Here is a 24941-nt window from a genome sequence, read left to right as displayed (position 1 = left end):
GTGCGCCCGGCCCGCACTTTTCGAGGAGAACCATGCGACTCACAGGTCAGCTTTTGATCGGCTCCGCTGCCGTCACCGGGCAGAACGGCACCCTCCACGCGATCGCCGCCGCGACCGGCGAACGGCTCGAACCCGCGTTCGGCGGCGCGAGCCTGCACGATCTGGAGACGGCCTGCGCGCTCGCCGACGACGCGTTCGACACGTATCGCGAGACGAGCCCGGAAGCGCGCGCAGCGTTTCTCGAAGCAATCGGCCGCAACATCATGGCGCTCGGCGACGAACTGATCGAGCGCTGCGTCGCCGAATCGGGGCTGCCGCGCGCACGCATCGAAGGCGAGCGCGGCCGCACGGTCGGCCAGCTCGGGCTGTTCGCGTCGCTCGTGCGCGACGGCGGGTTTGTCGATGCGCGCATCGACCCGGCCCGCCCCGACCGCAAGCCGCTGCCGCGCGTCGACCTGCGGCTGCGCAACGTCGCGATCGGGCCGGTTGCCGTGTTCGGCGCGTCGAACTTCCCGCTCGCGTTTTCGGTCGCGGGCGGCGATACGGCGTCCGCGCTCGCGGCCGGCTGCCCGGTGATCGTCAAGGCGCATTCCGCGCATCCGGGCACGTCGGAGCTCGTCGGCCGCGCGATCCAGCAGGCGGTGCGTGAATGCGGGCTGCCGGATGGCGTGTTCTCGCTGCTGTTCGACGCGTCGCGCGAGATCGGCCAGGCACTCGTCGCCGATCCGCGCATCAAGGCGGTCGGCTTCACCGGCTCGCGCCGCGGCGGCGTCGCGCTGATGCATATCGCGGCCACGCGCGACGAGCCGATTCCCGTCTATGCGGAAATGAGCTCGATCAACCCCGTACTGCTGCTGCCCGACGCGCTCGACGCGCGGCACGATGCGATCGCGCAACAGTTCGTCGCGTCGCTGACGCTCGGCGCCGGCCAGTTCTGCACGAATCCGGGCCTCGTGCTCGGCATCGACGGGCCCGCGCTGCGCGCATTCGAAGCCGCCGCTACTCACGCCGTCCGCACGGCTGCGGCGCAGACGATGCTGACGCCACACATCCACGCGAGCTATGCCGAAGGCGTCGCAAAGCTGCGCGCGCATGACGCAATCGACACGCTCGCCGAAGGCGTCGAAGGCGACCGCTTCCAGGCGCGCGCAGCACTGTTCGCGACGTCTGCCGATGCGTTCATCGCGCGCCCCGAACTGCGCGACGAAGTGTTCGGCCCCACATCGCTGATCGTCCGCTGCCCGGACGCCGACACGCTGCACCGCGTACTGAAGTCGCTCGAAGGCCAGTTGACGATCGCCGCGCATCTCGCCGACGGCGACGCACCGCTGTTCGCGAAGCTGCTGCCGACGCTCGAGCGCAAGGCCGGCCGCATCCTCGTCAACGGCTTCGGCACCGGCGTCGAGGTCGGGCATGCCATGGTGCACGGCGGCCCGTTCCCGGCGACGTCCGACACGCGCACGACGTCGGTCGGCGCGCGCGCGATCGAGCGCTTCCTGCGGCCCGTCTCGTATCAGGACGTGCCGGCCGCACTGCTGCCGGCGGCGATCCGTGACGGCAATCCGCTGCACGTCGCGCAGCGGATCGACGGGGTGATGGTCCTGCCGAAGGAGACTCAAGATGTCTGACGCGAACGAAGTCGTCCTGTCGCTCGATGACGTGTACGCGCTCGCGCTGCGCGTGCTGACCCGCCACGGGATGTCCGACGCGCATGCGCGCGCGATCGCGAACGTGATCACGCAAGGCCAGCGCGACGAATGCCATTCGCACGGCGTGTACCGGCTGCTCGTCTGCGTGCGCTCGCTGAAGAAAGGCAAGGTCGATCCGCAGGCGGTGCCGACGCTGCGCCGGCTGTCGTCGTCGATCGTCGCGGTCGACGCACATCGCGGCTTTTCGCTGCTGAGCTTCGAGACGGGCCTGCCGGTGCTGGTCGACATGGCGAAGCAGCACGGCATCGCGGCGTTGGCGATCAACAATTGCTACCACTTCTCGGCACTGTGGCCAGAAGTCGAGGCGATCGCAGCCACTGGTCTCGCCGGCATCGCGATGAACCCGAGCCATAGCTGGGTCGCGCCGGAAGGCTGCAACCAGCCCGTGTTCGGCACCAATCCGATCGCATTCGCGTGGCCGCGGCCGGGCGGCGTGCCGTTCGTGTTCGATTTCGCAACGAGCGCGATCGCGCGCGGCGACATCGAGCTGCACGCGAAGCAAGGCAAGCCGATTCCGCCGCACTGGGCAATCGATGCGGACGGCCAGCCGACAACCGATCCGAAGGCCGCGCTGCAGGGCGCGATGCGCACGTTCGGCGGCCACAAGGGCTCGGCACTCGCGGCGATGGTCGAGCTGCTCGGCGGCGCGCTGATCGGCGACATGACGAGCCAGGAGTCGATGGCATTCGACGAAGGTGTCGGCGCGACACCGTGTCATGGCGAGCTCGTGATCGCGTTCGACCCGAAGGTGTTCCTCGGCGACGATCTCGACGCGGGGCTCGCGCGCGGCGAACGGGTGCTCGAATCGATCGTCGCGCAAGGCGCGCGCCTGCCGTCGCAACGGCGCTTCGACGCCCGCGCGCGCAGCATCGCGCATGGTGTGCTCGTGCCGCGGCCGTTGTATGACGAAATCATGACGCTGCTCGATTGATGCGCGCGCGCGGCGCCGGCACCTTAACGTTCCCCCTTAACGTTCCCATAAGGTTCGCGCATCGATGATGGACGCGTCGGCAGTCCGGCCCTCGTTCAGGGCCGCATCGACCGCCGCGCCCCACATTCGTCAGAAGAGTCCGCCATGTCTGCCACGTCCGCTACGTCCGATATTGCCCGCCAGACAGCCCGTTACGACCGGCTCACGCGCCTGTTCCACTGGTGCATGGTGCTGCTGGTCGCCGCCCAGTTCGCGCTCGGCTGGACGATGCCGGACGTCCACGGCACCGCGCCGCCGCTGGGGCTTGTGCTGCTGCACGTCAATCTCGGCGTGTTGCTGCTGCTGATTGCGGTGCCGCGCCTGCTGTGGTCCGGCGCGCGCCGGCCGATCGCGCCGGTCGAGCAGCACCCGGCGCTCGCGTTCGTGGCGAACGTCACGCACAAGCTGCTGTATGCGTCGCTGATCGCGGTGCCGCTGCTCGGCTGGCTGAACTCGAACGGCCGCACCTGGCAGGTCGGCGTCGGCCACTGGCTGACACTGCCGACGATCGCCGCGCCGCACTCGCTTGGCGCATCGATCGGCGAATTGCACAGCGCGTGGGCCACCGCGCTCGCGATCCTGATCGGGCTGCACGCGTGCGCAGCGCTCGCGCATCGGTTCTTCATGAAGGACGGCGTGTTGGCGCGGATGTTGTAACGCGGGTTCCACGCGTGTGATATCGAGCCCGTCCGGCGTCACTCGTGCCGGAACTCGCCGCCGTGGGCGCCGCCGCCTCCGCCCCCGCCGCCTTGTCGGCCGCCGAAGCTGCCGCGCTCACCGCCACCACCGCCCTGATGGCCCGGCGGCGGCATCACGACGACCGCGCCGCCGTTGGGCGCCGGCGCATGCATCACGGCCGGCGGGTTCGGCGCATGCATCTGGGCCGACGGGTTAGGCGCATGCATTACCGCTGGCGGACCCGGCGCGCGCATGTTTCCGCCGGACTGCGGCATCGGCGCCGGTGCCGGCGTGCGGATGGCGCCGTTCCAGCCACCGCGCGTTGCCGACGGCCGTGCGTCGTGCCCTTCATGCCCTTCATGCCCGCCGTGCTCGCCCGGCCTGCCGCCCACGCCCGGCGCTACGCCGCCCGGCATCGGCTCGCCGATCTGCGGGTGGCCGCGTCCGGGCGGGACGCCGCCCGGGCCGAGTCGCGGCTCCGCGCGGTGATGCATGAAGCGGTCGCGGTCATGAAACCATGGCCGGTCGCGATAGAAGTTGTCCCAGTACGGCCCGATCGCGAACACGACGACCGGGAAGCCAAGGTCGGCCCCGTAGTCGAGCAGCGGCTCGTAGCCTCCCTGATACGGATAGTCGAGCAGCCCCGCGTAGATCCAGCCGCGCAACCCCGGCAGCGCGACGTCGCACCACGTGTAGTCGCTGACGCAGCCGATCACGGACACCATCGTGTCCTCCGGAATCTGCGCGACGAGCGGATAGTCCTCCGCCGGGCCGGCACGCAGGTTGGCCGGCGCGTTCGTGTACGCCGCGGTCTGCGCATTCGCCATACCCGGCAATGCCAGCAGACCGAGCAGCGCGATGCAGATGCAGCGCACGATCGTGTTTCTCATGATGTTCTCCTGCACGGCGGCGCGGGCGCCCGCTGCGTCAACGCCTGTCGCATCGGCCACAGCCGACACGGCGTTGCGTTGCGCGACATCCGGTGGCGCACGGTCGCGCCAACGTCGCCTGCGGCTCAGTGTCGGTGCCCGCCGCCGAAATGCCCGCCCATCGGCGGACGGCCGAAGTGTCCGCCGCCACCGTGGCCATGGAAATGCCGTCCGCCGCCGAATCCGAAGCCGAACCCGATCGCGACCGGCGGCCAGCAACAGTCGTACCAGCCCGGATAGTACGGCGGGTAGTAATACGGATACGGCGGATATGCCGGGTAGACGGGGCCGGCGTAAACAGGCACCGCTTCGTCGGTCGTCGTCGCGCCCGGTGGCGTGGTTTGGCTGCCCGATGTCACGGGCGCCTGCGAATAAGTGACCGGCCCCGGCGCATAGTACGGCGCGTAGCCGTACGGGCTCGTGTAATAGCAACCGCCGAGCACCAGCGCAGCCAACCCGCAGGCGGCGGGCGTCAATGCGGACATCGGGTTCACCTCACGCTCCGGCCAGATCGGCACCGCGCCAACCGGCGCGAGCCTACGACTCTAGCTTATGCTTCCCGCACATTTCGGGACGTATGATCCGTTACTGTTTGTTTCATTCAACGAACGAACGTGCACCCGCTTCGCCGATACAGGGTGCGCCGACCGCCGGACACCGTGTCAAAGCCCGCGTTATCCCGTTCGGCACATGACGGATCGGTCCGGCATGCGGGTTTCGGCCCATTGAAAGCGACGCTGCAAGCCTCATTCTGGTGGACATCAGGCGTGCTGGCGCGGACGGGCGTCCGCGATTCCCCGGCAGCCGGCCCCGGCGGACGCAAGCCCGCCACAGCAGGACAGCGGCCCAGGCCGCCAGCGACATGGACACGCCAGGCCGCGCGCCACGCGCGGACGATTCTCCCGACACGATTGCCCGCCTGCTGGCGCTCGCCAGCGAACAGGGCTACCTGATTCACGCCGACCTGATCGACGCGCTGCCGGCCGGCCGCGATACCGCGGAAGCGCTCGACGCAGTGCACGCCGCGCTCGCGGATCTCGGCATCGCGGTGCTCGACGAACGGCCGCAGCCGGCGCCGTTCGCCGAAACCGCCGCCGTCGACATCGATCGCGATGCACTCGACGAAAGCAGCGCGCTGCTCGACGACATTGCACGCGGTGCGCGTGCGTCGACCGACCCGCTCGCCGTCTACCTGCACCGCATGCATGCGGTGCCGCTGCTGACGCACGACGACGAAATCGCGCTCGCCCGCGAAATCGAGGCCGGCCGCCGCCAGCTGCTGCACGCGCTCGCCGGCTGCCCGGCCGCCGCCGACGCTCTGCTCGCGCATTACGGCAGCCTCGCGCCGGCCGGCGACGACACCGATACGCCGGCTGCCGTCACGCTGGCTGCGCTGCGCAAGGCCGTCGCCGCAGTACGCCGCGCGCTGCACGCGGAGGGCTGCCAATCGGCAGGATACCGAAACGCCCAGCGCCGGCTCGCGGCACGGCTCGACACGATTGCATGGCCGGCTGCGGGACTCGAAAACGCGTGCCGGATCCTGCACGCGCTGGCCGCGTCGACCGCACACGGCGGTGCGACGCCGGACGCCGACCCGGTGCTGCTCGACGCAGTCACGCGGCACGCGCTGGCCGCCGCGTTGTGCAACGGCCAACGCACGATGCACGACGCGACGCGCCGGATGCTCGAGGCCAACCTGCGCCTCGTGCTGTCGGTCGCCCGCAAGTATGCGAACCGCGGCGTCGACCTGTCCGATCTCGTCCAGGACGGCAGCATCGGCCTGCTGCGCGCGATCGAGAAGTTCGAATATCGCCGCGGCTTCAAGTTCTCGACCTACGCGACGTGGTGGATTCGCCAGGCGGTTGCGCGCGCAGTGGCGGAACGGGCGCGGACGATTCGCCTGCCGGTGCACGTCGGCGATCAGGTTCACAAGGTCAAGCGCACCGCGCAGCGCCTGCACCAGCGCACCGGCCGCAAGGCAACGCCCGCACAGCTCGCGGCCGAAAGCGGCCTCACCGAGGACAAGCTGCGCACGCTGCTCGCGCTGCCGGGCGAACCGGTGTCGCTCGACACGCCGCTGCCCGATGCCGACGTCGGGCTCGGCGAAATGATCGAGGATCGCGCGGCGCTCAGCCCGTTCGACACGCTTGCCGATGCGCGCCTGCGCGATTGCGTCGCCGCGCTGCTGAAGTCGGTCACGCCGCTCGAGGCTGACGTGCTGCGCCGGCGCTTCGGCATCGACGGCGCGGAGCCGGACACCTACGAGTCGATCGCGAAGCAGGCCGGCATGTCGCGCGAACGCGTGCGCCAGATCGAACGGCGCGCACTCGCGGCATTGCGCGAATCCGAGGCGGCCGAGGACGCGCATACGTTTCTCGACATGTGATGCCGCCTCGCATCAATCCCGCAACACCAGCCTGCCGGCCGCGTCGACGTGCACGTGCGTGCCGAACACCGCGCTTTCGCGCTCGAGCGTATCGGCCAGCCACGCGACGCCCTCCTCCGGCGCACGGCGCACGCTCAACTGGCGGATCTGCATCGGCACCATGAACAGATCGCCGAGCGCGCCGCTGTGCGTGTCGACGAGCGGGAAATACATCAGTGCGAGCTCCGGCCGCCACGCGCGATAGCCGCCGATCCCTTCATAGTCGTTCAGGAAGTCGCCGCAGCCGTACAGGATCAGCCGGCCGCGATACCGCTCGAGGCCCCTGATGTGATGGGACGAATGGCCATACACGACGTCGACCCCGCCCGTGTCGATCAGCCGCTGCGCGAACACGCGCTCGTCGGCGCTCGCCGCGTAGCCCCAGTTGCCGCCCCAGTGCAGCGAGACGACGTTCACGTCGCCGGCCGCGCGCCGCGCATCCGCAAGCCGGCGGCCGATTGCGTCGGCCCGCGCGGGCGACAGATCGGCGAGCACGTTCACGCCGCCGTGCGTCGCGCGTGCGGCCCATCCGGCGGGCGCCCCGGCGCTGGCCGTCACGAACGCGGCAACCCGCACCCGCGCTCCGCTTGCGCATTCGACGATCGCCGGCGCGGCGGCCTGCGCCGCGTCGCGTCCCGCGCCCGCCGTCGCAATGCCGGCGCGCGCGAGCGTCGCGCAGGTCTCGTCGAGGCCCGCATGGCCCCAGTCCAGCGTGTGGTTGTTCGCGAGCACGCAGCAGTCGACCTGCGCGCGCATCAGACAGCCGACGTTGCCGGGGTGCATCCGGTACAGCACCGACTTGCCGGGCCAGCGGTCGTCGCTCGTGGTCACGGCCGTCTCGAGATTGACGATCCGCGCGTCGGGCCGCACGCGCTCGAGCTCGGCGAGCGCGTCGCCCCACGGGTACGCCTCGTCGCGATGCGCAGGCAGCCGGCCGTTTTCCTGTTCGGCGAGCCGCACGTAGTCGCGCGCCGAACCGCACACGGGCTCGAACAGGCGCGGATCACCCGGATGCGGCAGGATCTGGTCGATGCCGCGCCCCGTCATCACGTCGCCGCACAGGAACAGTCGCGCGCAGGCCGGCGGCCGCGCGCCGCGCGTGTCGTTCATCGCCGCAGCAGCCAGACCAGCACCGTCAGTGCAGCCGACAGCAGCCCGCAGGTCGCGAATGGAAAGTAGAAGCTGAACCCGTCGCGCACGACATGGATGTCGCCCGGCAACCGGCCGAACGGAATCCGGGAAAGCCAGCGCCAGCCGAGGCCCGCCGCGATCAGCAGCATTCCGCAGATCAAAAGCACCCGTTGCATCGCCGCCCTCCTGCGTCGGATCCCGCACACAGCGTAACGCCGCACGGCGCCCATCGGGAACGCGTGCATATATTTCGGGGCACGAACCCGTGCAACGTTTGCCTTTGATACGTATCAATTTTCCGCGACCGGCCGCCGGGACAATGGCCGGAGGCCAGACCGGCGCACCGCACGCCGCGTCTTTTTTGCACTAGCGCTCATCTGCATTCCGCCATGCTGACGACCGCCCGACCAACACACGAGGAAAACCGGCAGATCGCGGAGTGTCTCCGCGAGGCATCGCAGCGCCTTGCGGATCAGGGCGCGAATCCGTATCGGGCAGACGCGTATCGCGCCGCGGCCGACACCGTCGACAAACTCGACGATAGCGTTCGAACCCTGTTCGACGCGGGCGGCCTCGACGCGCTCGACGCGCTGCCGCATATCGGCATGGGTATCGCGCAAGCGATCGCGGAACTGCTGATCACGGGGCACTGGCGCCAGCTCGACCGCTTGCGCGGCGAAATCGACCCGTCTTCCGCGTTCGAGTCGGTGCCCGGCATCGGCCGCGAACTCGCGATGCGCATTCACGATACGCTGCACATCGATACGCTCGAGGATCTCGAGATCGCAGCGCGCAGCGGCCGGCTCGAAACGGTCGCGGGCGTCGGCCCGCGCCGGGCGGCCGGAATTCGCGCGGCACTCGACGACGTGCTGAGCCGCCGCCGGCGCTGGCACGGGCGCACGCACGGCGACAGCCTCGGCGCCGAGCCACCCGTCGAACTGCTGCTTCACATCGACCGCCTCTATCGCGCGCGGGCCTCGACCGGCAAACTGCCGACGATCGCGCCGAAGCGCCTGAACCCGGAAGGCGTTGCCTGGCTGCCCGTGATGCACGAGACGAGAGGCGGCTGGCATTTCACGGCGCTGTTCTCGAACACCGGGCGCGCGCACGAACTCGGCCGTACGACCGACTGGGTCGTGCTGTATTTCTACGACGATTCGCACGAGGAACACCAGCGCACCGTCGTCACCGAAGCGCACGGCGCGCTGGTCGGCAAGCGGGTCGTGCGCGGCCGCGAGATGGAGTGCCGCGCGTATTACGACGCCGGCTGACGCGCTTCCTTGTCAGCGCGCGGGCACCGCTGACCCTGCGTCCGGCGCGGCCGCAGGGCTCGCGTCGCCGTGCCGCCGGCCGGCCCTGCGCGTATCGGCAACGATATGCGGAAATGCACCGTCGCCATACGCACGCTCGACCTTCGACACGACCACGTGATAGCCGCCGTACCAGTTGCGGTACTGGCGTTTCGCATCGAGATGCCGCGGGTCCGTCGCGAACGCGCGCAACGATGCTTCGTCATGCCAGTAATACGACGCGTTGACCAGCTGCCCGTCGGCCGAGCGCCACGACTCCGCGCCCGCGAACCCCGGCAGGCTCGCAGCGACCGCATCGATCGTCGCGCTGAGTTCGCGAAACGTATCGTCGATCTCGCCTGGCCGGTAAATGAACGCTGCAATATACATTCGGTCTCCTTGTGGTTCCGCTTGGTGATTTCCGCTTGGGCGCGCGGCTCAGATCGGCCGCGACATGACCGCCAGCCGCACCGCGAGCAGCACGAGCACCGCGGCCAGCCCGCGCGACTGGATCGTCGCGGCGCGCGCATGACGCGACATCAGGCGCTGCACCGTGCCGCCCGCCGCGCCCAGCAGCAGGTGGAACACCGTGCTGATCGCGGTCAGCACGCAGCCGAGTTCGATCAGCTGCATCGTGACCGCGCCGTGGTGCGGCTCGACGAATTGCGGCAGGAACACGACGAAGAACAGCAGCGCCTTCGGATTCAGCAGACTGTTCAGCATCGCCCGCCACACGACCGACGAAAGCGACCGCTGCGGCGCGCCCGCGATGCCGAGGCGCGCTGGCCGCCGCAGCGCGTTGAACGCCATCCACAGCAGGTACGCGGCACCCGCGTAGCGGATCACGTCGAACGAAGGCGGCCACGCGTTGACGGCCGCCGTGATGCCCGTGGCCGTCAACGCGGTCAGCACGAGGTCCGCGACGCCGATGCCGAGCGCGGCCGCCGCGCCGCCGCGCAGGCCGTACGTGACGCCGTGCGCGAGCACGAACGTCATGTTCGGCCCCGGTGACAGCAGCAGCAGCAGCACCGCCGCGGAAAAGATCGAGAGAGTCGTCAGTGCGATCATGGATATGAAGGTTTGCGTGAGCGATGCCGGCAGCGTAATCTTCCCATTCGATACAAACAAAGAATTGTTCCAGATACAAACGATGCGCGAACCCCGTTATCAGCCGATCGTCGACGACTTCGCCGCGCAAATCCGCGCGGGCCGGCTTGCGCCCGGCGCCCAGCTGCCGACCGTGCGCGCGCTGATGCAGCAGCACGGCATCGCGCTCGCGACGGCCGCCCGCGTCTATGCGGAACTCGAGGCGGTCGGCCTCGTCGTCGGCGAGACCGGGCGCGGCACGTTCGTCCGCGATACGTCGCTGCCGCGCGGCCTCGGTTTCGAACAGCATCCGGCCCGCGCCGGCACGATCGACCTGACCTTCAACTATCCGTCGCTGCCCGGACAGGTCGAGCTGCTGCGCAACGGGCTGCGCGCGCTCGCCGCAGCGGGCGATCTCGACGCGCTGCTGCATTCGGCGCCGCAAGGCGGGCGGCCGCATGAAAGGCAGGCTGTCGCCCGCCATCTTCGGAACCGCGGCATCCGCGTGCCTGGCGAGCAGGTGCTGATCGTCAACGGCGCGCAGCAGGGCCTCGCGGTCGGCGCGATGGCGCTGCTGCAGCCGGGCGACGTCGTCGCGATCGACGCGCTGACGTATCCGGGCATGAAGGCGCTCGCCCACGCGCACCGGCTCGAGCTCGCGCCGCTGCCGATGCGCGCAGGCGGCGGCATGGATCTCGACCGGCTCGCGGCGCTGTGCCGCAAGCGCCCCGTGCGGGCCGTCTACACGATGCCGACGCTGCACAATCCGCTCGGCACCGTGATGGACGAGCCGGACCGCGTCCGGCTCGCGGCGCTGGCGGAACGGCACGACCTGCTGATCGTCGAGGACGGCGCGTATGCGTTCCTCGCGGAGCCCGCGCCGAAACCGGTGTTCACGCACGCGCCGGAGCGCACGCTGTACGTATCGGGCCTGTCGAAGAGCGTCGCGTCCGGCCTGCGGCTCGGCTTCGTCGCCGCGCCGCCGCGCTGGGTGCCCGCGCTCGAACGCGCGATCCGCGTGTCGACGTGGAACACGCCGTCGCTGACGGTCGCGCTCGCTTGCCAGTGGATCGACCAGGGTGTCGTCGATACGCTCGAGGAACAGAAGCGCCGCGATGCGCGGCGCCGGCAGAAGCTCGCGCGGCGGGTGCTGGACGGCGCCACGCTGCTCGCGCATCCGTCGTCGTATTACGTATGGCTCATGCTGCCCGACCATCTGCGCGCCGACGACGTCGCGGCCGCGCTCGAGCGGGATCGCGTGCTCGTGACGACAGCCGAGCCGTTCGCGACGACCGCGAGCGCGCCGCAGGCGCTGCGCGTCGCGCTCGGTTCGATTTCGATGGACGCGCTCGAAGCGGCGCTGCGGTGTGTCAGGCGCGCGGTGATCGGCTGACGCGATGCCGCGTGTGCATCGCGCGGCCGCCCGATGCAGCGCACGGCTAGATCACGCCGCGCGCCCGCAGTGCGTCCGCAAGCGAGCGCGCGTCGACGAAGCGATAGCCGAGCAGCCCCGCGTCGACCGCGCCGGCGACGTTCGCGTCGGTGTCGTCGATGAACAGCGTCGCGTCCGGCCGCGCGCCGAGCTGCCCGACACAGCCGAGATACGCCTGTGCGGCCGGCTTGACCGCGCCAAACGATGCGGACGCGTACACGTGCGCGCCGAACAGGCGCGCGACCGGCGGGTTCAGATAGTCGAGATGATCGGTAACGAGGCGGCTGTTGTTCGTCAGCACCGCGATCGGGTGCCGCGCGGCCACTTGTTCGGCGAGCGCGAGCGTCTCGGCGTTCGGCGTGATCGATGCGTGGCGCGAATCGAGCCACGTGTCGCGGCTCACCTGGCAGCCGAGCCTGTCGCCCAGCGCGTCCAGATACGCATCCGGCGTGATCTCGCCGGCATCGGCGCGGGCTTCGAGGCCGGACTCCCAGATCGCGTGGCGGATCATCTCCGGCGGCCGGCCCGTGAGCGCCGCGAGGCGCGCGACCCGCGCCGCGCGATCGTAGTGCGTCAGCACCCCTTCCATGTCGAACAGCACCCACGCGATCGGCAAGCTCATGGCGCCCCCTCGGTTCGGAAAACGATCGGACGAAACCGCCGCGCGGCGGCCCGCTCACTGCGCTATTGTGCGTCTCCGGCGGCCGGTTTCGTCCCCCGTACCCCGCTGCGATGTTCGGCGATGCGCAGCAGCTTGCGGAACGACGGACATTGCAGATGGCTCGGCGCGGGGCAGACCGCTGCGTGCCGCAGGCCGTCGCGCACCGCGCTGAGCCGGCGGATCGTGCGATCGAGTTCGTCGGCCTTCGCGTCGAGCCGCGCGCGATCGATCACGGGCTCGCCGCCCGTGCCGAGCATCACGCCGATCTCGTCGAGCGAAAACCCGGCCTCGCGGCCGAGCGCGATCAGCGCGAGCCGCTGCAGGACCCCATCGCCATACTGCCTGCGCAGCCCGCGACGCCCGTTCGACGCGATCAGCCCCTTCTCCTCGTAATAGCGCAGCGTCGAAGCAGGCAACCCCGCTTGACGCGCAACTTCGCCGATATCCAGACTGCCCATGCTTGACCTCAAGTGAACTTGAAGTAGCAAGATAATCGCCCGAACCCGATAAAACAAGCCGAAGCTGCAATGAAACCGATCCGAACCGCGCGACGTGCCAACGCGCCCTTCGGCTTCGGAATCGCCGCGGCGCGCACGCCGCAGCCGGCCGTCGTGCGCCGCCGCAGCATCGTCTCGCACCTGTCGTACGGGCTCGGGCTTTATCTGGCGGCGCTCGTGGTGCGGGCGCTCGTGCCGTGACGCAATGCGCGTTTCCCGATACCGGTCGAGCGGCGCGCGCCGATACCGGCGCACGGCCTCCTTCGGTGTCTGAACCGAGTCGGCCCACTCGCGCGGCTCAGTCCCCGCTGCTGTCGATGAGATTGTGGCGGACCCGCCCGAGCAGGCGGATCAGCGTGTCGCTTTCGTCACGCGTCAGGCCGCGCAGGCCGTCCTCGGCAACCGTATCGCCCACTTCGAGCATCTGCGGAAAGATCTCGCGCGACTTGTCCGTCAGGCGGATCACGAACGCGCGCCGGTCGTCGTTGCTCGCCACGCGCTCGATCCAGCCGCAGCTCTCCATCCGGTCGAGCAGGCGCGTCAGCGAGATCGGCGCGATCTCCAGCCATTCGGCGAGCCGCGCCTGGTTCATCTCGCCCTTCCACGTCAGATACGCGAGCACGCGGCTCTGCGCACGGGTCACCCCGAGCTGCTTCGCGCGCCGGTCGTAAAGGCGCCCGTAAAGCCGGGAGACGTCGGCAATCAGATAGCCGATCCGGTTCTCGTAAGTCTTGTCCATCCGCGAATTATAGGGTCGAGCCGAAAGCCGCCGCAGTGAACCGGCCCGGATATGAGTCCGGATATAATAAGCACACTCATTATTTGCACGACACCCGTTTGCCGACGCGGTGCCGGCCCCACGGAGACATCCCCCTTGAGCCCCGCTCACGCCGACGTTGCCCCGCCTCCCGCCCTGAACCGCCCGATGCTGACGCTGTCGATCATGCTCGCGACGCTGATCCAGACGCTCGACAGCACGATCGCGAACGTCGCGCTGCCGCACATGCAGGGCAGCTTGTCCGCGTCGCAGGACGAGATCACGTGGGTGCTGACCTCGTACATCGTCGCCGCCGCGATTGCGACGCCGCTCACCGGCTGGCTGTCCGACCGGCTCAGCGTCAAGCGGCTGCTGACGATCTCGATCGCCGGCTTCACGCTCGCGTCCGCGCTGTGCGGGCTGTCCGAATCGCTCGTGCAGATCGTCGCGTCGCGACTGCTGCAGGGCGTGTTCGGCGCCGCGCTCGTGCCGCTGTCGCAGTCGATCCTGCTCGACACCAACCCGCGCGAGAAGCAGGGCCAGGCGATGGCGATCTGGGGGATGGGCGTGATGGTCGGGCCGATTCTCGGCCCGACGCTCGGCGGCTGGCTGACCGACAGCTACAACTGGCGCTGGGTGTTCTTCATCAACGTGCCGATCGGCGCATTCGCGCTCGCCGGCGTGCTCACGTTCCTGCCCGCGCGCGCGCCGCGCCCGCACGTGAGGTTCGACGCGTTCGGCTTCGCGACGCTCGCGCTCGCGATCGGCGCGTTCCAGGCGATGCTCGACCGCGGCGAGCAGCTCGACTGGTTCGGCTCCCGCGAAATCCAGATCGAAGCGCTCGTCGCGGCGCTCGCGTTCGCGTTCTTCCTCGTGCATACGGCGACCGTCGGCAGCGCGTCGTTCTTCAAGTCCGAACTGCTGCGCGACCCGAACTTCGCGGCCGGCACGCTGTTCATCTTCGTGGTCGGCGCGGTGCTCTACGCGACGCGCGCGCTGCTGCCGCCGATGCTGCAGAACCTGATGGGCTACCCGGTCGCGACGACCGGGCTCGTCACCGCGCCGAGCGGCGCGGGCACGATGATCGCGATGCTGTTCGTCGGGCGGCTGCTGAAATACGTCGATGCGCGGATGCTGCTGCTCGCGGGGCTGTCGATCTCCGCGCTCGCGCTGTGGCAGATGATGCAGTACACGGTCGTGCTGTCCGAAGCGGACATCGTGTGGCCCGGCGTCGTGCAGGGATTCGGGCTCGGGCTCGTGTTCGTGCCGCTGAGCGCGCTGTCGTTCTCGACGCTGCCACCCGAGCTGCGCGCGGACGGCACGGCCACCTACAGCCTGATGCGCAACATCGGCAGCAGCATCGGCATCTCGATCGTGCAGACGCTGATGACCCGCAACACGCAGGTCGCGCACGCGGACCTCGCGACCCACGTGACGCCGTTCAATCCGGCGGTGCAGTCGATCGTCGGCAGCGGCAGCCGCGTCGACCTCGCGCTGCTCGACCGGACGATCAACCAGCAGGCGTCGATGATCGCGTACCTGAACGACTTCAAGCTGATGTTCGTCGCGACGCTGTTGATGATTCCGCTGTTGCTGCTGATCCGGCCGAAGGGGCACGCGGAGGCCGACAGCGTCACGCACGCGGCGATGGATTGACGCGCGCCGGCGGCGCGGCGCGCGTCGGGGCGGCCGCTGTCGGGCCGCTGTCAGGCCGCTGTCAGGCTTTCATCGACCCCGTCCGCACGAAGCGCTCGTGCCACGACAGCGACTCGGCGAGCAGGTGCGGCGTCTGCTTGCCGAAGCTTTCGCGGCACGCGCGCTCGAAGTAATCCTCGAGCATCGGCCGGAAGTCCGGATGTGCGCAGGTCGAGATGATCTTGCGCGCGCGCTGCTTCGGCGACAGGCCGCGCAGGTCCGCGAGGCCCTGCTCGGTGACGACCACCGCGACGTCGTGCTCGGTGTGGTCGACGTGGCTCGCCATCGGCACGATCCGCGAGATCGCGCCGCCCTTCGCGGTGCTCGCCGACATGAAGCACGACAGGTAGCCGTTGCGCGCAAAGTCGCCGGAGCCGCCGATGCCGTTCTGGATCTTCGTGCCCATCACGTGCGTCGAGTTCACGTTGCCGTAGATGTCGGCCTCGATCATCCCGTTCATCGCGATGCAGCCGAGCCGGCGCACGAGCTCCGGATGATTGCTGATCTCCTGCGGACGCAGCAGGATCTTTTCGCGGAACGTCGCGATCTCGTCGGCGAAGCGCTTGACCGCGTCAGGGCTCAGCGACAGCGCGGTGGCCGACGCGAAGCTCAGCGTGCCGTCCGCGAGCAGGTCGAGCATGCCGTCCTGGATCACCTCGGTGTACGCGGTGAGATTCGAGAACCCGGCCGAGCTGAGCTCCGCGAGCACCGCGTTCGTGATGTTGCCGACACCCGACTGCAGCGGCAGCAGGTTTTCCGGCAGGCGGCCGCGCTTCACTTCGTGGCGCAGGAAATCGATCAGCTGGTGCGCGATCTGCTTCGACGTCTCATCCGGCGCGGAGAACGCGTTGCTGCGGTCCGGCGCGTCGGTCTCGACGATCGCGACGATCTTCTCGGCCGGGCAGCGCAGGTACGGCTCGCCGATGCGGTCGTCGCTGTTCGTCAGCGGAATCGGCTTGCGGTGCGGCGGCAGCGCGGTGCCGTAATAGATGTCGTGCATCCCGTCGAGGCCGAGCGGCTGGCGCGAATTGACCTCGAGGATCACGTGCTTCGCCTGGTCGAGCCACGTCTTGTTGTTGCCGACCGACGCCGACGGAATCAGCAGCCCGTCTTCGCGGATGCCCGCGACTTCGACGATCGCGACGTCGAGCTCGCCGAACAGGCCGAACCACGCGTACTGCGCGACGTGGCTCAGGTGGATGTCCTGGTACTCGACCTCGCCGGCGTTGATCTTGTCGCGCAGCGTCGGGTCGGACTGGTACGGCAGGCGCATCGAGATGCCGTTCTGGCGGGCGAGCGCGCCGTCGAGCTCAGGCGCGGTCGACGCGCCCGTCAGCACGTTGATGCGGAACGCTTCGCCCCGCGCGTGGGCCGCTTCGATGCGCGCGGCGAGCGCGGACGGCACTGCTTTCGGGTAGCCCGAGCCGGTGAAGCCGCTCATGGCGACGGTCATGTCGGGACGGATCAGTGCGGCGGCTTCGTCGGCGGTGCGGACGAGCGAACGCAGGGCGGGAGCGAGGATGCGTGATGAAGACATGGCAGATGTTCGAACGCTTTTTGGTCTGTCGTTAACGCCGCGGGCGGTGTCTCCTGAGCGGCGTGAAACCCTGGGGCCGCGATCGGCGGCCGGCACCACAGGCACGACCGGAGTATCGCAGAGGCCGCGGTGGCGAAATGTCCACCGGATGCAAAAGACCCTTGCTGAATTTGCCGGATATCGAACGATCGTTCTGTGACAGGCGGCCCGGGCGCGCGGTGACGGGCAGCCGCCCCGCGAAATTCGGCGCCGCCCCGCCTTGAACAAGCGCGCGGCGGAAACGAAACTGAATTGTGCCGCCTCGCTGCCGTGCCCGCGCACGGCAGCGGCTTCCGCTCGCGCAGGCCGGCCCCCGGCCCCGTTCCGACCATGACCGGTAACACCCGAACATGTCAGGAAATTGAGCGGAAAAAAGCAACGACTTACAAATCCGTATATATTTCGTCGATGGACCAAAGAAAAACCGCCAAACGTTCCGAACCACCCCTGCCGCGCACCTGGGATGCTCGGCTTGCGCGCTCGCTTGTCCGGCCGCTCGTCGACACCCCGGTCACCCCGAACCACCTCACCACCGTCCGTCTGCTGATCGGCCTCGCCGGCGCCTGGTGCCTCGCGCAAGGCACCTTCGGCTGGTGCAACGCCGGCGCATTCCTGATCGTGCTGTCGAACTTCGTCGACCACACCGACGGCGAACTCGCGCGCATCAGCGGCAAGTCCAGCAAGATCGGCCATTTCTACGACCTCGCGGCGGATGCGCTCGTCACGATTGCGCTGTTCGTCAGCATGGGCGTCGGCATCGTTGCGCAGGGCGGCCAGATGGCCGCGCCGCCGGTGCTGCTGGGCGCGCTCGCCGGCGCGGCGGTCGCGCTGATCTTCTACCTGCGGATGCGCATCGAGTCGTTCGCCGGCAAGGCCGGCACGAAGCAGGCGTTCGTCGGCGGCTTCGAAACCGAGGACGTGCTCTACCTGCTGCCGCTCGTGACCCTCGCGGACGGCGTCGAGCCGTTCCTGCTCGCGGCGTCGATCGGCGCACCGCTGTTCGCCGCGTGGGTCGTGATCGACTGGTGGCGCATCGTGAAGCGCGGCAGCCTGCCGCAGAATCCAACCGAAATCCAGGCAAGCAAATGACTCCAGGCATGCGCGACGACTCCGTGCTGACCCCGGCACGCCCGGCGGCTGCCCGCGCAGCGGCGGCCGCTCCTGACCGCACCGTGGCCGATTGCATCGGCCGGCTCGACGTCGGCCGCCTGCGCGACGACTATGCGCGCCAAGGCTCGTTCCTGTATCTCGACACGTTCCTGCCGCCCGACGCGCACGCGAAGCTCGCGGATGCCGCGCGTGCGCTCACGGCCGACATCAACCGCAATTACCTGCCCGGCCACAAGCAGGGCGGCAGCGTGAGCCGCCACACGATCGACGCGAAGGCGCCGTACATCGCCGAGCTGTACCGCTCGAAGGCGCTGATCGGCTTGCTCGAGAAGCTCACCGGCGACACGCTGCTGCTGTCGCCGGAAGACGATCCGCACGCGTACGCGCTCTACTACTACACGAAGCCCGGCGACCACATCGGCTGGCACTACGATACGTCGTACTACGACGGCCGCCGCTACACGCTGCTGATCGGCGTGATCGACGATTCGTCGTGCCGTCTCGACTACGAGCTGCACACGCGCAACCCCGGCGTGCCCGACGAACCGGGCTCGGTGCAGATCGCCGACGGCGGCATCGTGCTGTTCGACGGCGACAAGCTGCGCCACCGCGTGACGCCGCTCGGCCAGAACGAGATGCGCGTGTCGCTCACGTTCGAATACGTGACCGATCCCGGCATGCGGCCGTGGAAGCGCTTCATCTCGAACATGAAGGACGCGATCGCGTACTTCGGTTTCCGCCAGGTGTTCAAGCAACTGGCGCCGCGCCGCACGAAGGCGTCATGACACGCGCCGGCATGCTCCTGCTGTCCCTCGGGACGGCGCTGTTCGTAGCCCTCCTTGCGTGGCAGGGCTTCGGCGCGGTCGCGTCGACGTTTCTCGCGGCCGGCTGGGGGCTCGCGCTCGTCGCGGCGTTCCACGTCGTGCCGCTCGTGATCGACGCGGCGGCAATCTCGGTGATGTTCCGCAAAGGCGAGCCCGGCGCCGAGCTCGGCAACGCGCTGCGCGCGCGCTGGGTCGGCGAATCGGTCAACAGCCTGCTGCCCGCCGGGCAGATCGGCGGCCCGGTGCTGATGGTGCGCTACCTCGCACAGCGCGGCACGCGGATGGCCGACGCCGCCGCGGCGATCACCGTCAGCACGACGATGCAGGCGCTCGCGCAGATGGCGTTCGCGCTGATCGGCATCGCGGCGTTCAGCGTGTACGCGACGCACGATTCGGTCCAGCACCTGCGCACGCCCGCGCTGATCGCGACCGGCGTGCTCGGCGGCTGCGCGGTGCTGTTCTATGCCGCGCAGCGGCGCGGGCTGTTCGGCCGAGGCCTGCGGCTCGCGTCGAAGCTGCTCGGCCCGCGCGACTGGTCGTCGCTCGCGACGCGCGCGGACGCGATCGACGACGCGGTCGGCACGCTGTACCGCGACCGCCGCACGGTGGCGTCGACCTTCGCGCTGAGCCTCGTCGGCTGGATCGTCGGCACCGCGGAAGTGTGGCTCGCGCTGCACTTCCTCGGCCATCAAGTGAGCTGGCTCGACGCGCTGCTGCTCGAGAGCGTCGGCCAGGCGATCCGCGGCGCGGCGTTCGCGATCCCGGGTTCGCTCGGCGCGCAGGAAGGCGGCTACCTGCTGCTCGCGCCGCTCGTCGGCCTGCCGCCCGACGCGGCGCTCGCGCTGTCGCTCGCGAAGCGCGCGCGCGAACTCGCGCTCGGCCTGCCCGGCCTGCTCTACCTGCATTTCAGTGAAAGAAACTGGCAGCGGCGCCGTGCGCCGCAGCCCCTCGCCGATTGACCGGTCACGAACCGGTTTGTCTGATTTTTGGTTGGAGAACACATGCGAGCCATCATTCTTGCGGCAGGCCTCGGCTTGCGCCTGCAACAGCCTCCCGAAGCGCAATTCCCGAAGTGCCTGCTGCGCTTCGACGACACGACGCTGCTCGAGCGGCACCTGCGCGTGCTCGACGCCGCGGGCGTCGACGAGATCGTGCTGGCGCTGGGCTTCCAGGCCGACAAGGTCGAGGAGGAGCTCGCGCGCCTCGGCCGCCGTGCGGAGATCGTGCTGAACGACCGCTACGATCTCGGCAGCGTGCTGACCGTGCACACCATCGCCGACGCGATGACGCGCGGCGGCGACGTGCTGCTGATGGACGCCGACGTGCTGTACGACGAAAGCATCCTGCACGCGCTCGTGGCCAACCCCGACCAGGCGGTCGACCGCCTGCTGATCGACCGCGATTTCGAAGCGGGCGACGAACCCGTCAAGCTGTGCCTGAAGAATGGCGTGCCGGTCGAACTGCGCAAGCAGCTCGCGGTCGACCTCGACTACGACACGATCGGCGAATCGGTCGGCTTCTTCCGCTTCACCGAAGCCACCGCGCGCCGCCTCGCGGCGATCGTCGCCGGCTACGTCGACAGCGGCCGCGCGAACATGCCGCACGAGGAAGCCGTGCGCGACCTGCTGCTCGAGGGCGGCCACACGTTCGACGTCGCCGACGTGACGGGCGCGCCGTGGATCGAGATCGACTTCCCGAACGACGTCGCTCGCGCGACGCAGGAAGTGCTCCCGCTCATTCAACGCACCACCGAGGGGGCCGCACGATGAACGTACGTGAACCCAACTTCACCGAATCGCGCAGCGCGCGCCTGCGCCGCATGCTCGTCAGCAGCGACCTCGAATTCCTGATGGAAGCGCACAACGGCCTGTCCGCGCGGATCGTCCGCGAGGCAGGCTTCAAGGGGATCTGGGCGTCGGGCCTCGCGATCTCCGCGCAGTTCGGCGTGCGCGACAACAACGAGGCGAGCTGGACCCAGGTCGTCGACGTGCTCGAGTTCATGGCCGACGCGAGCGACCTGCCGATCCTGCTCGACGGCGACACCGGCTACGGCAACTTCAACAACGTGCGCCGGCTCGTGAGGAAGCTCGAGCAGCGCGGCATCGCGGGCGTGTGCATCGAGGACAAACAGTTCCCGAAGACCAACAGCTTCATCGACGGCGAGCGCCAGCCGCTTGCCGAGATCGACGAGTTCTGCGGCAAGATCAAGGCCGGCAAGGATTCGCAGAGCGACCCGGACTTCTCGATCGTCGCGCGCGTCGAGGCGCTGATCGCCGGCTGGGGGATGGACGAAGCGCTGCGCCGCGCGAACGCGTATGCGGAAGCCGGCGCGGACGCGATCCTGATTCACAGCAAGCTGTCGCGCCCGGACGAGATCCTGCAGTTCGCGCGCGAATGGAGCGGCCGCGCGCCGCTCGTGATCGTGCCGACCAAGTATTACAGCACGCCGACCGACGTGTTCCGCCAGGCCGGCATCAGCACCGTGATCTGGGCGAACCACCTGATCCGCGCATCGGCATCGGCGATGCAGGCGGTCGCGCGCGAGATCCACGACAGCGAGACGCTGATCAACGTCGAGGATCGCGTCGCGTCGGTCAACGAGATCTTCCGCCTGCAGGACGCCGACGAATATTCGGCGGCCGAGCGGATCTACCTGTCGTCGTCGTCGCGCGCGTCGAACGCCGCGATCGTGCTCGCCGCGAGCCGCGGCAAGGGGCTCGAGGTCGTTACCGAAGACAAGCCCAAGGTGATGCTGCCGGTCGCCGGCAAGCCGCTCTTGCGCTGGCTCGTCGACGGCTTCAAGAAGCAAGGCGTGAACGACATCACCGTGGTCGGCGGCTACCGCGCCGACGCGATCGACACGTCGGGCATCAAGCTCGTCGTCAACGAGCGCCATGCGCAGACGGGCGAGCTCGCGTCGCTCGCATGCGCGGCCGAGCGCCTGACCGGCGACACCGTGATCTCGTACGGCGACCTGCTGTTCCGCAGCTACATCCTGCGCGACCTCGCGGAGAGTGACGCGGAGTTCAGCGTCGTCGTCGATTCGTCGCTGACGCAACCGTCGAACCAGAGCGTGCGCGATTTCGCGTTCTGCTCGGCCGCCGACGACCGCGGGCTGTTCGGCCAGAAGGCGCTGCTCGAGCGCGTGTCGAGCGACGCGGCCGACGGCGCGTCGCACGGCCGCTGGATCGGCCTGCTGAACGTGCGCGGCGCAGGCGTTGCGCGCCTGAAGACGCTGCTCGCGACGCTGCAGGCACGCGACGATTTCGACACGCTCGACATCCCCACCCTGCTCAACGAACTGATCGCCGCCGGCGAGAAGATCGAGGTGCAGTACGTGCACGGCCACTGGCGCGGTGTCAACGATCTGGAAGACTTCCGCCGCGCGGGCGATTTCGCGCACGGCCAGACGCCGCTGTCCGAGTCGAACGCCGGCAACGGAGGCGCGCAATGATCGAAGCGGCCCAGTTCGTCGAGGCCGCGCGCGCGCGCGGCTTCGACTGGTACGCGGGCGTGCCCTGCTCGTACCTGACGCCGTTCATCAATTACGTGCTGCAGGATCCGACGCTGCATTACCTGTCGGCCGCGAACGAAGGCGACGCGGTCGCGCTGATTGCAGGCGCGACGCTCGCCGGCAAGCGCGGGATCGCGATGATGCAGAACTCGGGGCTCGGCAATGCGGTGAGCCCGCTCACGTCGCTCACATGGACGTTCCGGCTGCCGCAACTGCTGATCGTCACATGGCGCGGCCAGCCGGGCGTGCCCGACGAGCCGCAGCACGCGCTGATGGGGCCGATCACGCCCGCGATGCTCGACACGATGGAGATCCCGTGGGAAACCTTCCCGACCGATCCCGACGCGGTCGGCCCGGCGCTCGATCGCGCGATCGCGCACATGGACGCAACCGGCCGCCCGTACGCGCTCGTGATGCAGAAAGGCAGCGTCGCGCCGTATGAACTGAAGGCGAACCCGGCGGCCACGCCGCGCGCGCACGTCGCCGCGCAATCGTCGTCGCGCGCCGCATCGTCCGACGCACGGCCGACCCGCCACGACGCTCTGCAGCGCGTGATCGCGCACACGCCGGTCGATTCGACTGTCGTGCTCGCGTCCACCGGCTTCTGCGGCCGCGAGCTGTACGCGCTCGACGATCGTCCGAACCAGCTCTACATGGTCGGCTCGATGGGCTGCGTGACGCCGCTCGCGCTCGGTCTCGCGCTGGCCCGGCCCGATCTTCACGTGATCGCCGTCGACGGCGACGGCGCCGCACTGATGCGGATGGGCGCATTCGCGACGCTCGGCACCTACGGCCCCGCGAACCTCACGCACGTGCTGCTCGACAATGGCGCGCACGAATCGACGGGCGGCCAGGCGACCGTGTCGCAGCACGTGTCGTTCGCCGGCGTCGCGGCCGCGTGCGGCTACGCGTCGGCGGTCGAAGGCGATACGCTCGACGTGCTCGATGCAGCGCTGGCCGCATCCCGCGACACCCCTCGCGCGAACGGTGCGCAGTTCGTGCGGCTCGCGATCCGTACCGGCGTGCCCGACGGCCTGCCTCGCCCGACCGTGACGCCGGTCGAGGTCAAGACGCGCCTGATGCGGCACATCGGCGCCGCTCACACTGAAGCTGAAGGAGCCCATTGATGCTGCTGCTGAACCCCGGCCCGGTGACGCTGACCGAACGCGTGCGCCAGAGCCTGCTGCAACCCGACCTGTGCCATCGCGAAAGCGAATTCTTCGACCTGCAGGACGAAGCCCGTGCGCGCCTCGTCGCCGCGTACGAGCTCGATCCGGCCGAATGGAGCGCCGTGCTGATGACGGGCTCGGGCACCGCCGCGGTCGAAAGCATGATCGCCGCGCTCGTCCCGCAGGGCGGCAAGCTGCTCGTGATCGAGAACGGCGTGTACGGCGAGCGGATCACGCAGATCGCAACGCAGTACGCGATCCCGCATGAAGTGCTGAAGCACGAATGGATGGCCGCGCCCGATCTCGCGCAGATCGCCGCGCGGCTCGATGCCGGCCAGTTCTCGCACGTCGCCGTGATCCATCACGAGACGACGACCGGCCGCCTGAACGATCTCGGCGCGATCGCGCAAGTGTGCCGCGCACGCGGCGTGAAGCTGCTCGTCGACGCCGTCAGCAGCTTCGGCGCGGAGGCAATCGATTTCGCCGGCGGCGACATCGACGCGGTCGCGGCGACCGCGAACAAGTGCCTGCACGGCGTGCCGGGCGCGGCGTTCGTGATCGTGCGCCGCAGTGCGCTCGCGCAGGCTGCGAGCCGTACGTACTACCTCGACCTCGGCCGCCTCGCGAAGCTGCAGGACCAGCGCAACACGCCGTTCACGCCGTCGGTGCACGCATACTACGCGCTCGTCGAGGCGCTGCGCGAGTTCGACGACGCCGGTGGCTGGCGTGCGCGCCATGCGCGCTACAAGGCGCTCGCGGACCAGGCGCAAGCCGGCCTCGCCGCGCGCGGCATGCCGCTCGTGCTGCCGGAAGGCGCATCGTCGGTCGTGCTGCGCGCGTACCGTCTGCCGCAGGGCGTCACGTACGAAACGCTGCACGACGGGCTGAAGGCGCGCGGCTTCGTGATCTACGCGGGGCAAGGCGGGCTGTCGAAGGAGCTGTTCCGGATCTCGACGATGGGCGCGATCGAAGCGGCCGACGTCGAGCGCTTGCTGCACGGCTTCAGCGAACTGACGCGGTAAGCGGCCAGGTTCCTGTCCACATGAATAAGGCCCGCAAGGGCCTTTTCTTTTGGTTGTCCGCAGGTCTGACGTCCTGGTCGACCGTATCGCGCACCACCGTCTCAAGCCACTTCGGACAGATCGTTGTACGCGTCCATCACGCGCCCGGAATACGCGAGCGCCGCCCCGGCATTCATCGCCACCGCGACGCCGAGCGCCTCCGTCAGCTCGGCTTTCGATACGCCAAGCTCGATCGCCTTCTTCACGTGGTTGGCAATGCAGCCGTCGCATCGGGTCGTGACGGCCACGGCCAGCGCAATCAGTTCGCGTGTCTTCGCATCGAGGTTGCCGGTTTCGGCACCCGCCTGATGCAGCGTCCGATAGCCGTCGATCGTCAACGGACTCAGTTCCTTGATGTCCTTCATGCTTTGCCCGATCTTCGGCAGGAATTGTCGCCAGTTCTTCAACATCACACGTGTCTCCCAAAT

The 24941-nt window shown here is 69.2% G+C and carries 25 protein-coding genes and 1 pseudogene; 15 read left to right on the top strand and 11 right to left on the bottom strand.

Annotation, left to right across the window (positions count from 1 at the left end):
- Window positions 1-32: 32 nt before the first annotated feature.
- From DID96_RS06660 to DID96_RS06650, 3 genes are all read left to right on the top strand, one after another.
- Window positions 33-1628, top strand: a complete 1596-nt coding sequence (locus DID96_RS06660) for an aldehyde dehydrogenase (NADP(+)) (RefSeq protein ID WP_124598494.1) — start codon at window positions 33-35, stop codon at window positions 1626-1628.
- The gene (locus DID96_RS06655; RefSeq protein WP_124598492.1) at window positions 1621-2640 is read left to right on the top strand and encodes an Ldh family oxidoreductase; all 1020 of its coding nucleotides are present in this window, start codon (window positions 1621-1623) and stop codon (window positions 2638-2640) included. Before DID96_RS06660 ends, DID96_RS06655 begins: the two co-directional genes overlap by 8 nt.
- Before the next feature lie 144 nt (window positions 2641-2784).
- On the top strand, window positions 2785-3336 hold the full coding sequence (locus DID96_RS06650; protein WP_124598491.1) for a cytochrome b: 552 nt from the start codon (window positions 2785-2787) through the stop codon (window positions 3334-3336).
- A 38-nt stretch (window positions 3337-3374) separates the two neighbouring features.
- Here DID96_RS06650 and DID96_RS06645 read toward each other — a convergent pair whose 3' ends face one another.
- Together DID96_RS06645 and DID96_RS06640 are read right to left on the bottom strand one after the other, a co-directional pair.
- On the bottom strand, window positions 3375-4247 hold the full coding sequence (locus DID96_RS06645; protein WP_124598489.1) for an SH3 domain-containing protein: 873 nt from the start codon (window positions 4245-4247) through the stop codon (window positions 3375-3377).
- A gap of 125 nt (window positions 4248-4372) precedes the next feature.
- Window positions 4373-4780 (bottom strand): hypothetical protein, encoded by a 408-nt coding sequence (locus tag DID96_RS06640; RefSeq protein WP_185732186.1) that lies wholly within the window; start codon window positions 4778-4780, stop codon window positions 4373-4375.
- A gap of 368 nt (window positions 4781-5148) precedes the next feature.
- Between DID96_RS06640 and DID96_RS06635 the strand changes: the two genes are divergently transcribed.
- Window positions 5149-6672 carry a sigma-70 family RNA polymerase sigma factor gene (locus DID96_RS06635; RefSeq protein ID WP_124598485.1) on the top strand — a complete coding sequence of 508 codons (1524 nt, stop codon included), beginning with the start codon at window positions 5149-5151 and terminating at the stop codon, window positions 6670-6672.
- 12 nt (window positions 6673-6684) lie between these two features.
- Here the strand turns inward: DID96_RS06635 and DID96_RS06630 are convergent, their stop codons facing one another.
- Window positions 6685-7821, bottom strand: coding sequence for a CapA family protein (locus tag DID96_RS06630; RefSeq protein WP_124598483.1), 1137 nt, complete (start codon window positions 7819-7821; stop codon window positions 6685-6687).
- On the bottom strand, window positions 7818-8018 hold the full coding sequence (locus DID96_RS06625; protein WP_124598482.1) for a DUF2905 domain-containing protein: 201 nt from the start codon (window positions 8016-8018) through the stop codon (window positions 7818-7820). The genes DID96_RS06630 and DID96_RS06625 overlap by 4 nt, the downstream gene beginning before the upstream one ends.
- A gap of 213 nt (window positions 8019-8231) precedes the next feature.
- Here DID96_RS06625 and DID96_RS06620 point away from each other — a divergent pair, with 213 nt between their 5' ends.
- Entirely contained in the window at window positions 8232-9113 is an 882-nt protein-coding gene (locus tag DID96_RS06620; protein ID WP_124598480.1) for a helix-hairpin-helix domain-containing protein, read from the top strand.
- A 12-nt stretch (window positions 9114-9125) separates the two neighbouring features.
- Here the strand turns inward: DID96_RS06620 and DID96_RS06615 are convergent, their stop codons facing one another.
- Entirely contained in the window at window positions 9126-9521 is a 396-nt protein-coding gene (locus DID96_RS06615) for an antibiotic biosynthesis monooxygenase (protein WP_124598479.1), read from the bottom strand.
- A 48-nt stretch (window positions 9522-9569) separates the two neighbouring features.
- Window positions 9570-10199, bottom strand: a complete 630-nt coding sequence (locus DID96_RS06610; RefSeq protein ID WP_124598477.1) for a LysE family translocator — start codon at window positions 10197-10199, stop codon at window positions 9570-9572.
- 82 nt (window positions 10200-10281) lie between these two features.
- Between DID96_RS06610 and DID96_RS06605 the strand changes: the two genes are divergently transcribed.
- Window positions 10282-11610 (top strand): PLP-dependent aminotransferase family protein, encoded by a 1329-nt coding sequence (locus tag DID96_RS06605; RefSeq protein ID WP_124598475.1) that lies wholly within the window; start codon window positions 10282-10284, stop codon window positions 11608-11610.
- Between the two features lie 46 nt (window positions 11611-11656).
- Here the strand turns inward: DID96_RS06605 and DID96_RS06600 are convergent, their stop codons facing one another.
- Window positions 11657-12271, bottom strand: coding sequence for an HAD family phosphatase (locus DID96_RS06600; protein WP_124598473.1), 615 nt, complete (start codon window positions 12269-12271; stop codon window positions 11657-11659).
- Between the two features lie 62 nt (window positions 12272-12333).
- On the bottom strand, window positions 12334-12768 hold the full coding sequence (locus DID96_RS06595; protein ID WP_124598470.1) for a helix-turn-helix domain-containing protein: 435 nt from the start codon (window positions 12766-12768) through the stop codon (window positions 12334-12336).
- A gap of 108 nt (window positions 12769-12876) precedes the next feature.
- Here DID96_RS06595 and DID96_RS06590 point away from each other — a divergent pair.
- Window positions 12877-13008 (top strand): annotated as a pseudogene (locus DID96_RS06590) (DUF2938 family protein); the annotation flags it as partial.
- 97 nt (window positions 13009-13105) lie between these two features.
- Here the strand turns inward: DID96_RS06590 and DID96_RS06585 are convergent.
- Window positions 13106-13546: a MarR family winged helix-turn-helix transcriptional regulator gene (locus tag DID96_RS06585; RefSeq protein WP_124598467.1), complete on the bottom strand. Its 441-nt coding sequence runs from the start codon at window positions 13544-13546 to the stop codon at window positions 13106-13108.
- A 186-nt stretch (window positions 13547-13732) separates the two neighbouring features.
- Between DID96_RS06585 and DID96_RS06580 the strand changes: the two genes are divergently transcribed.
- Window positions 13733-15220, top strand: coding sequence for an MDR family MFS transporter (locus DID96_RS06580; protein ID WP_409333761.1), 1488 nt, complete (start codon window positions 13733-13735; stop codon window positions 15218-15220).
- Window positions 15221-15281: 61 nt separating this feature from the next.
- On the opposite strand, the gene DID96_RS06575 is transcribed toward DID96_RS06580, so the two are convergent.
- Window positions 15282-16796, bottom strand: a complete 1515-nt coding sequence (locus tag DID96_RS06575) for an acetyl-CoA hydrolase/transferase family protein (RefSeq protein ID WP_124598463.1) — start codon at window positions 16794-16796, stop codon at window positions 15282-15284.
- 447 nt (window positions 16797-17243) lie between these two features.
- Here DID96_RS06575 and DID96_RS06570 point away from each other — a divergent pair, with 447 nt between their 5' ends.
- The 7 genes from DID96_RS06570 to DID96_RS06540 are packed head-to-tail and all read left to right on the top strand — an operon-like array spanning window position 17244 to window position 24474.
- Entirely contained in the window at window positions 17244-17924 is a 681-nt protein-coding gene (locus tag DID96_RS06570) for a CDP-alcohol phosphatidyltransferase family protein (protein ID WP_124598461.1), read from the top strand.
- Window positions 17921-18730: a 2OG-Fe(II) oxygenase gene (locus tag DID96_RS06565; protein WP_124598460.1), complete on the top strand. Its 810-nt coding sequence runs from the start codon at window positions 17921-17923 to the stop codon at window positions 18728-18730. The genes DID96_RS06570 and DID96_RS06565 overlap by 4 nt, the downstream gene beginning before the upstream one ends.
- Window positions 18727-19728 (top strand): HpnL family protein, encoded by a 1002-nt coding sequence (locus DID96_RS06560; RefSeq protein WP_124598458.1) that lies wholly within the window; start codon window positions 18727-18729, stop codon window positions 19726-19728. The genes DID96_RS06565 and DID96_RS06560 overlap by 4 nt, the downstream gene beginning before the upstream one ends.
- A 42-nt stretch (window positions 19729-19770) precedes the next feature.
- Window positions 19771-20538: an NTP transferase domain-containing protein gene (locus DID96_RS06555; RefSeq protein WP_124598456.1), complete on the top strand. Its 768-nt coding sequence runs from the start codon at window positions 19771-19773 to the stop codon at window positions 20536-20538.
- Window positions 20535-22223, top strand: coding sequence for a phosphoenolpyruvate mutase (gene aepX / locus DID96_RS06550; protein WP_124598454.1), 1689 nt, complete (start codon window positions 20535-20537; stop codon window positions 22221-22223). The genes DID96_RS06555 and aepX overlap by 4 nt, the downstream gene beginning before the upstream one ends.
- Window positions 22220-23410, top strand: a complete 1191-nt coding sequence (gene aepY, locus DID96_RS06545) for a phosphonopyruvate decarboxylase (protein WP_124598452.1) — start codon at window positions 22220-22222, stop codon at window positions 23408-23410. Before aepX ends, aepY begins: the two co-directional genes overlap by 4 nt.
- Window positions 23410-24474 carry a 2-aminoethylphosphonate aminotransferase gene (locus tag DID96_RS06540; RefSeq protein ID WP_124598450.1) on the top strand — a complete coding sequence of 355 codons (1065 nt, stop codon included), beginning with the start codon at window positions 23410-23412 and terminating at the stop codon, window positions 24472-24474. Before aepY ends, DID96_RS06540 begins: the two co-directional genes overlap by 1 nt.
- A gap of 101 nt (window positions 24475-24575) precedes the next feature.
- Here the strand turns inward: DID96_RS06540 and DID96_RS06535 are convergent, their stop codons facing one another.
- Entirely contained in the window at window positions 24576-24920 is a 345-nt protein-coding gene (locus DID96_RS06535; protein WP_221624573.1) for a carboxymuconolactone decarboxylase family protein, read from the bottom strand.
- Window positions 24921-24941 lie beyond the last annotated feature (21 nt).

The sequence above is a fragment of the Burkholderia sp. Bp8963 genome (genome assembly GCF_003854275.1).
GTDB lineage: Bacteria > Pseudomonadota > Gammaproteobacteria > Burkholderiales > Burkholderiaceae > Burkholderia.
This window is presented reverse-complemented; position numbering and strand designations above follow the sequence as displayed.

Excerpts from the sequence above, each read along its gene's own strand:
- DID96_RS06655 (WP_124598492.1), top strand. The coding sequence starts at position 1,621 with ATGTCTGACGCGAACGAAGTCGTCCTGTCGCTCGATGACGTGTACGCG.
- DID96_RS06645 (WP_124598489.1), bottom strand. The coding sequence starts at position 4,247 with ATGAGAAACACGATCGTGCGCTGCATCTGCATCGCGCTGCTCGGTCTG.
- DID96_RS06570 (WP_124598461.1), top strand. The coding sequence starts at position 17,244 with ATGGACCAAAGAAAAACCGCCAAACGTTCCGAACCACCCCTGCCGCGC.
- DID96_RS06635 (WP_124598485.1), top strand. The coding sequence starts at position 5,149 with ATGGACACGCCAGGCCGCGCGCCACGCGCGGACGATTCTCCCGACACG.
- DID96_RS06585 (WP_124598467.1), bottom strand. The coding sequence starts at position 13,546 with ATGGACAAGACTTACGAGAACCGGATCGGCTATCTGATTGCCGACGTC.
- DID96_RS06625 (WP_124598482.1), bottom strand. The coding sequence starts at position 8,018 with ATGCAACGGGTGCTTTTGATCTGCGGAATGCTGCTGATCGCGGCGGGC.
- DID96_RS06565 (WP_124598460.1), top strand. The coding sequence starts at position 17,921 with ATGACTCCAGGCATGCGCGACGACTCCGTGCTGACCCCGGCACGCCCG.
- DID96_RS06540 (WP_124598450.1), top strand. The coding sequence starts at position 23,410 with ATGCTGCTGCTGAACCCCGGCCCGGTGACGCTGACCGAACGCGTGCGC.
- DID96_RS06660 (WP_124598494.1), top strand. The coding sequence starts at position 33 with ATGCGACTCACAGGTCAGCTTTTGATCGGCTCCGCTGCCGTCACCGGG.
- DID96_RS06650 (WP_124598491.1), top strand. The coding sequence starts at position 2,785 with ATGTCTGCCACGTCCGCTACGTCCGATATTGCCCGCCAGACAGCCCGT.
- aepX (WP_124598454.1), top strand. The coding sequence starts at position 20,535 with ATGAACGTACGTGAACCCAACTTCACCGAATCGCGCAGCGCGCGCCTG.
- DID96_RS06610 (WP_124598477.1), bottom strand. The coding sequence starts at position 10,199 with ATGATCGCACTGACGACTCTCTCGATCTTTTCCGCGGCGGTGCTGCTG.
- DID96_RS06555 (WP_124598456.1), top strand. The coding sequence starts at position 19,771 with ATGCGAGCCATCATTCTTGCGGCAGGCCTCGGCTTGCGCCTGCAACAG.
- DID96_RS06600 (WP_124598473.1), bottom strand. The coding sequence starts at position 12,271 with ATGAGCTTGCCGATCGCGTGGGTGCTGTTCGACATGGAAGGGGTGCTG.
- DID96_RS06575 (WP_124598463.1), bottom strand. The coding sequence starts at position 16,796 with ATGTCTTCATCACGCATCCTCGCTCCCGCCCTGCGTTCGCTCGTCCGC.
- DID96_RS06620 (WP_124598480.1), top strand. The coding sequence starts at position 8,232 with ATGCTGACGACCGCCCGACCAACACACGAGGAAAACCGGCAGATCGCG.
- DID96_RS06605 (WP_124598475.1), top strand. The coding sequence starts at position 10,282 with ATGCGCGAACCCCGTTATCAGCCGATCGTCGACGACTTCGCCGCGCAA.
- DID96_RS06580 (WP_409333761.1), top strand. The coding sequence starts at position 13,733 with ATGCTGACGCTGTCGATCATGCTCGCGACGCTGATCCAGACGCTCGAC.
- DID96_RS06615 (WP_124598479.1), bottom strand. The coding sequence starts at position 9,521 with ATGTATATTGCAGCGTTCATTTACCGGCCAGGCGAGATCGACGATACG.
- aepY (WP_124598452.1), top strand. The coding sequence starts at position 22,220 with ATGATCGAAGCGGCCCAGTTCGTCGAGGCCGCGCGCGCGCGCGGCTTC.
- DID96_RS06595 (WP_124598470.1), bottom strand. The coding sequence starts at position 12,768 with ATGGGCAGTCTGGATATCGGCGAAGTTGCGCGTCAAGCGGGGTTGCCT.
- DID96_RS06630 (WP_124598483.1), bottom strand. The coding sequence starts at position 7,821 with ATGAACGACACGCGCGGCGCGCGGCCGCCGGCCTGCGCGCGACTGTTC.
- DID96_RS06560 (WP_124598458.1), top strand. The coding sequence starts at position 18,727 with ATGACACGCGCCGGCATGCTCCTGCTGTCCCTCGGGACGGCGCTGTTC.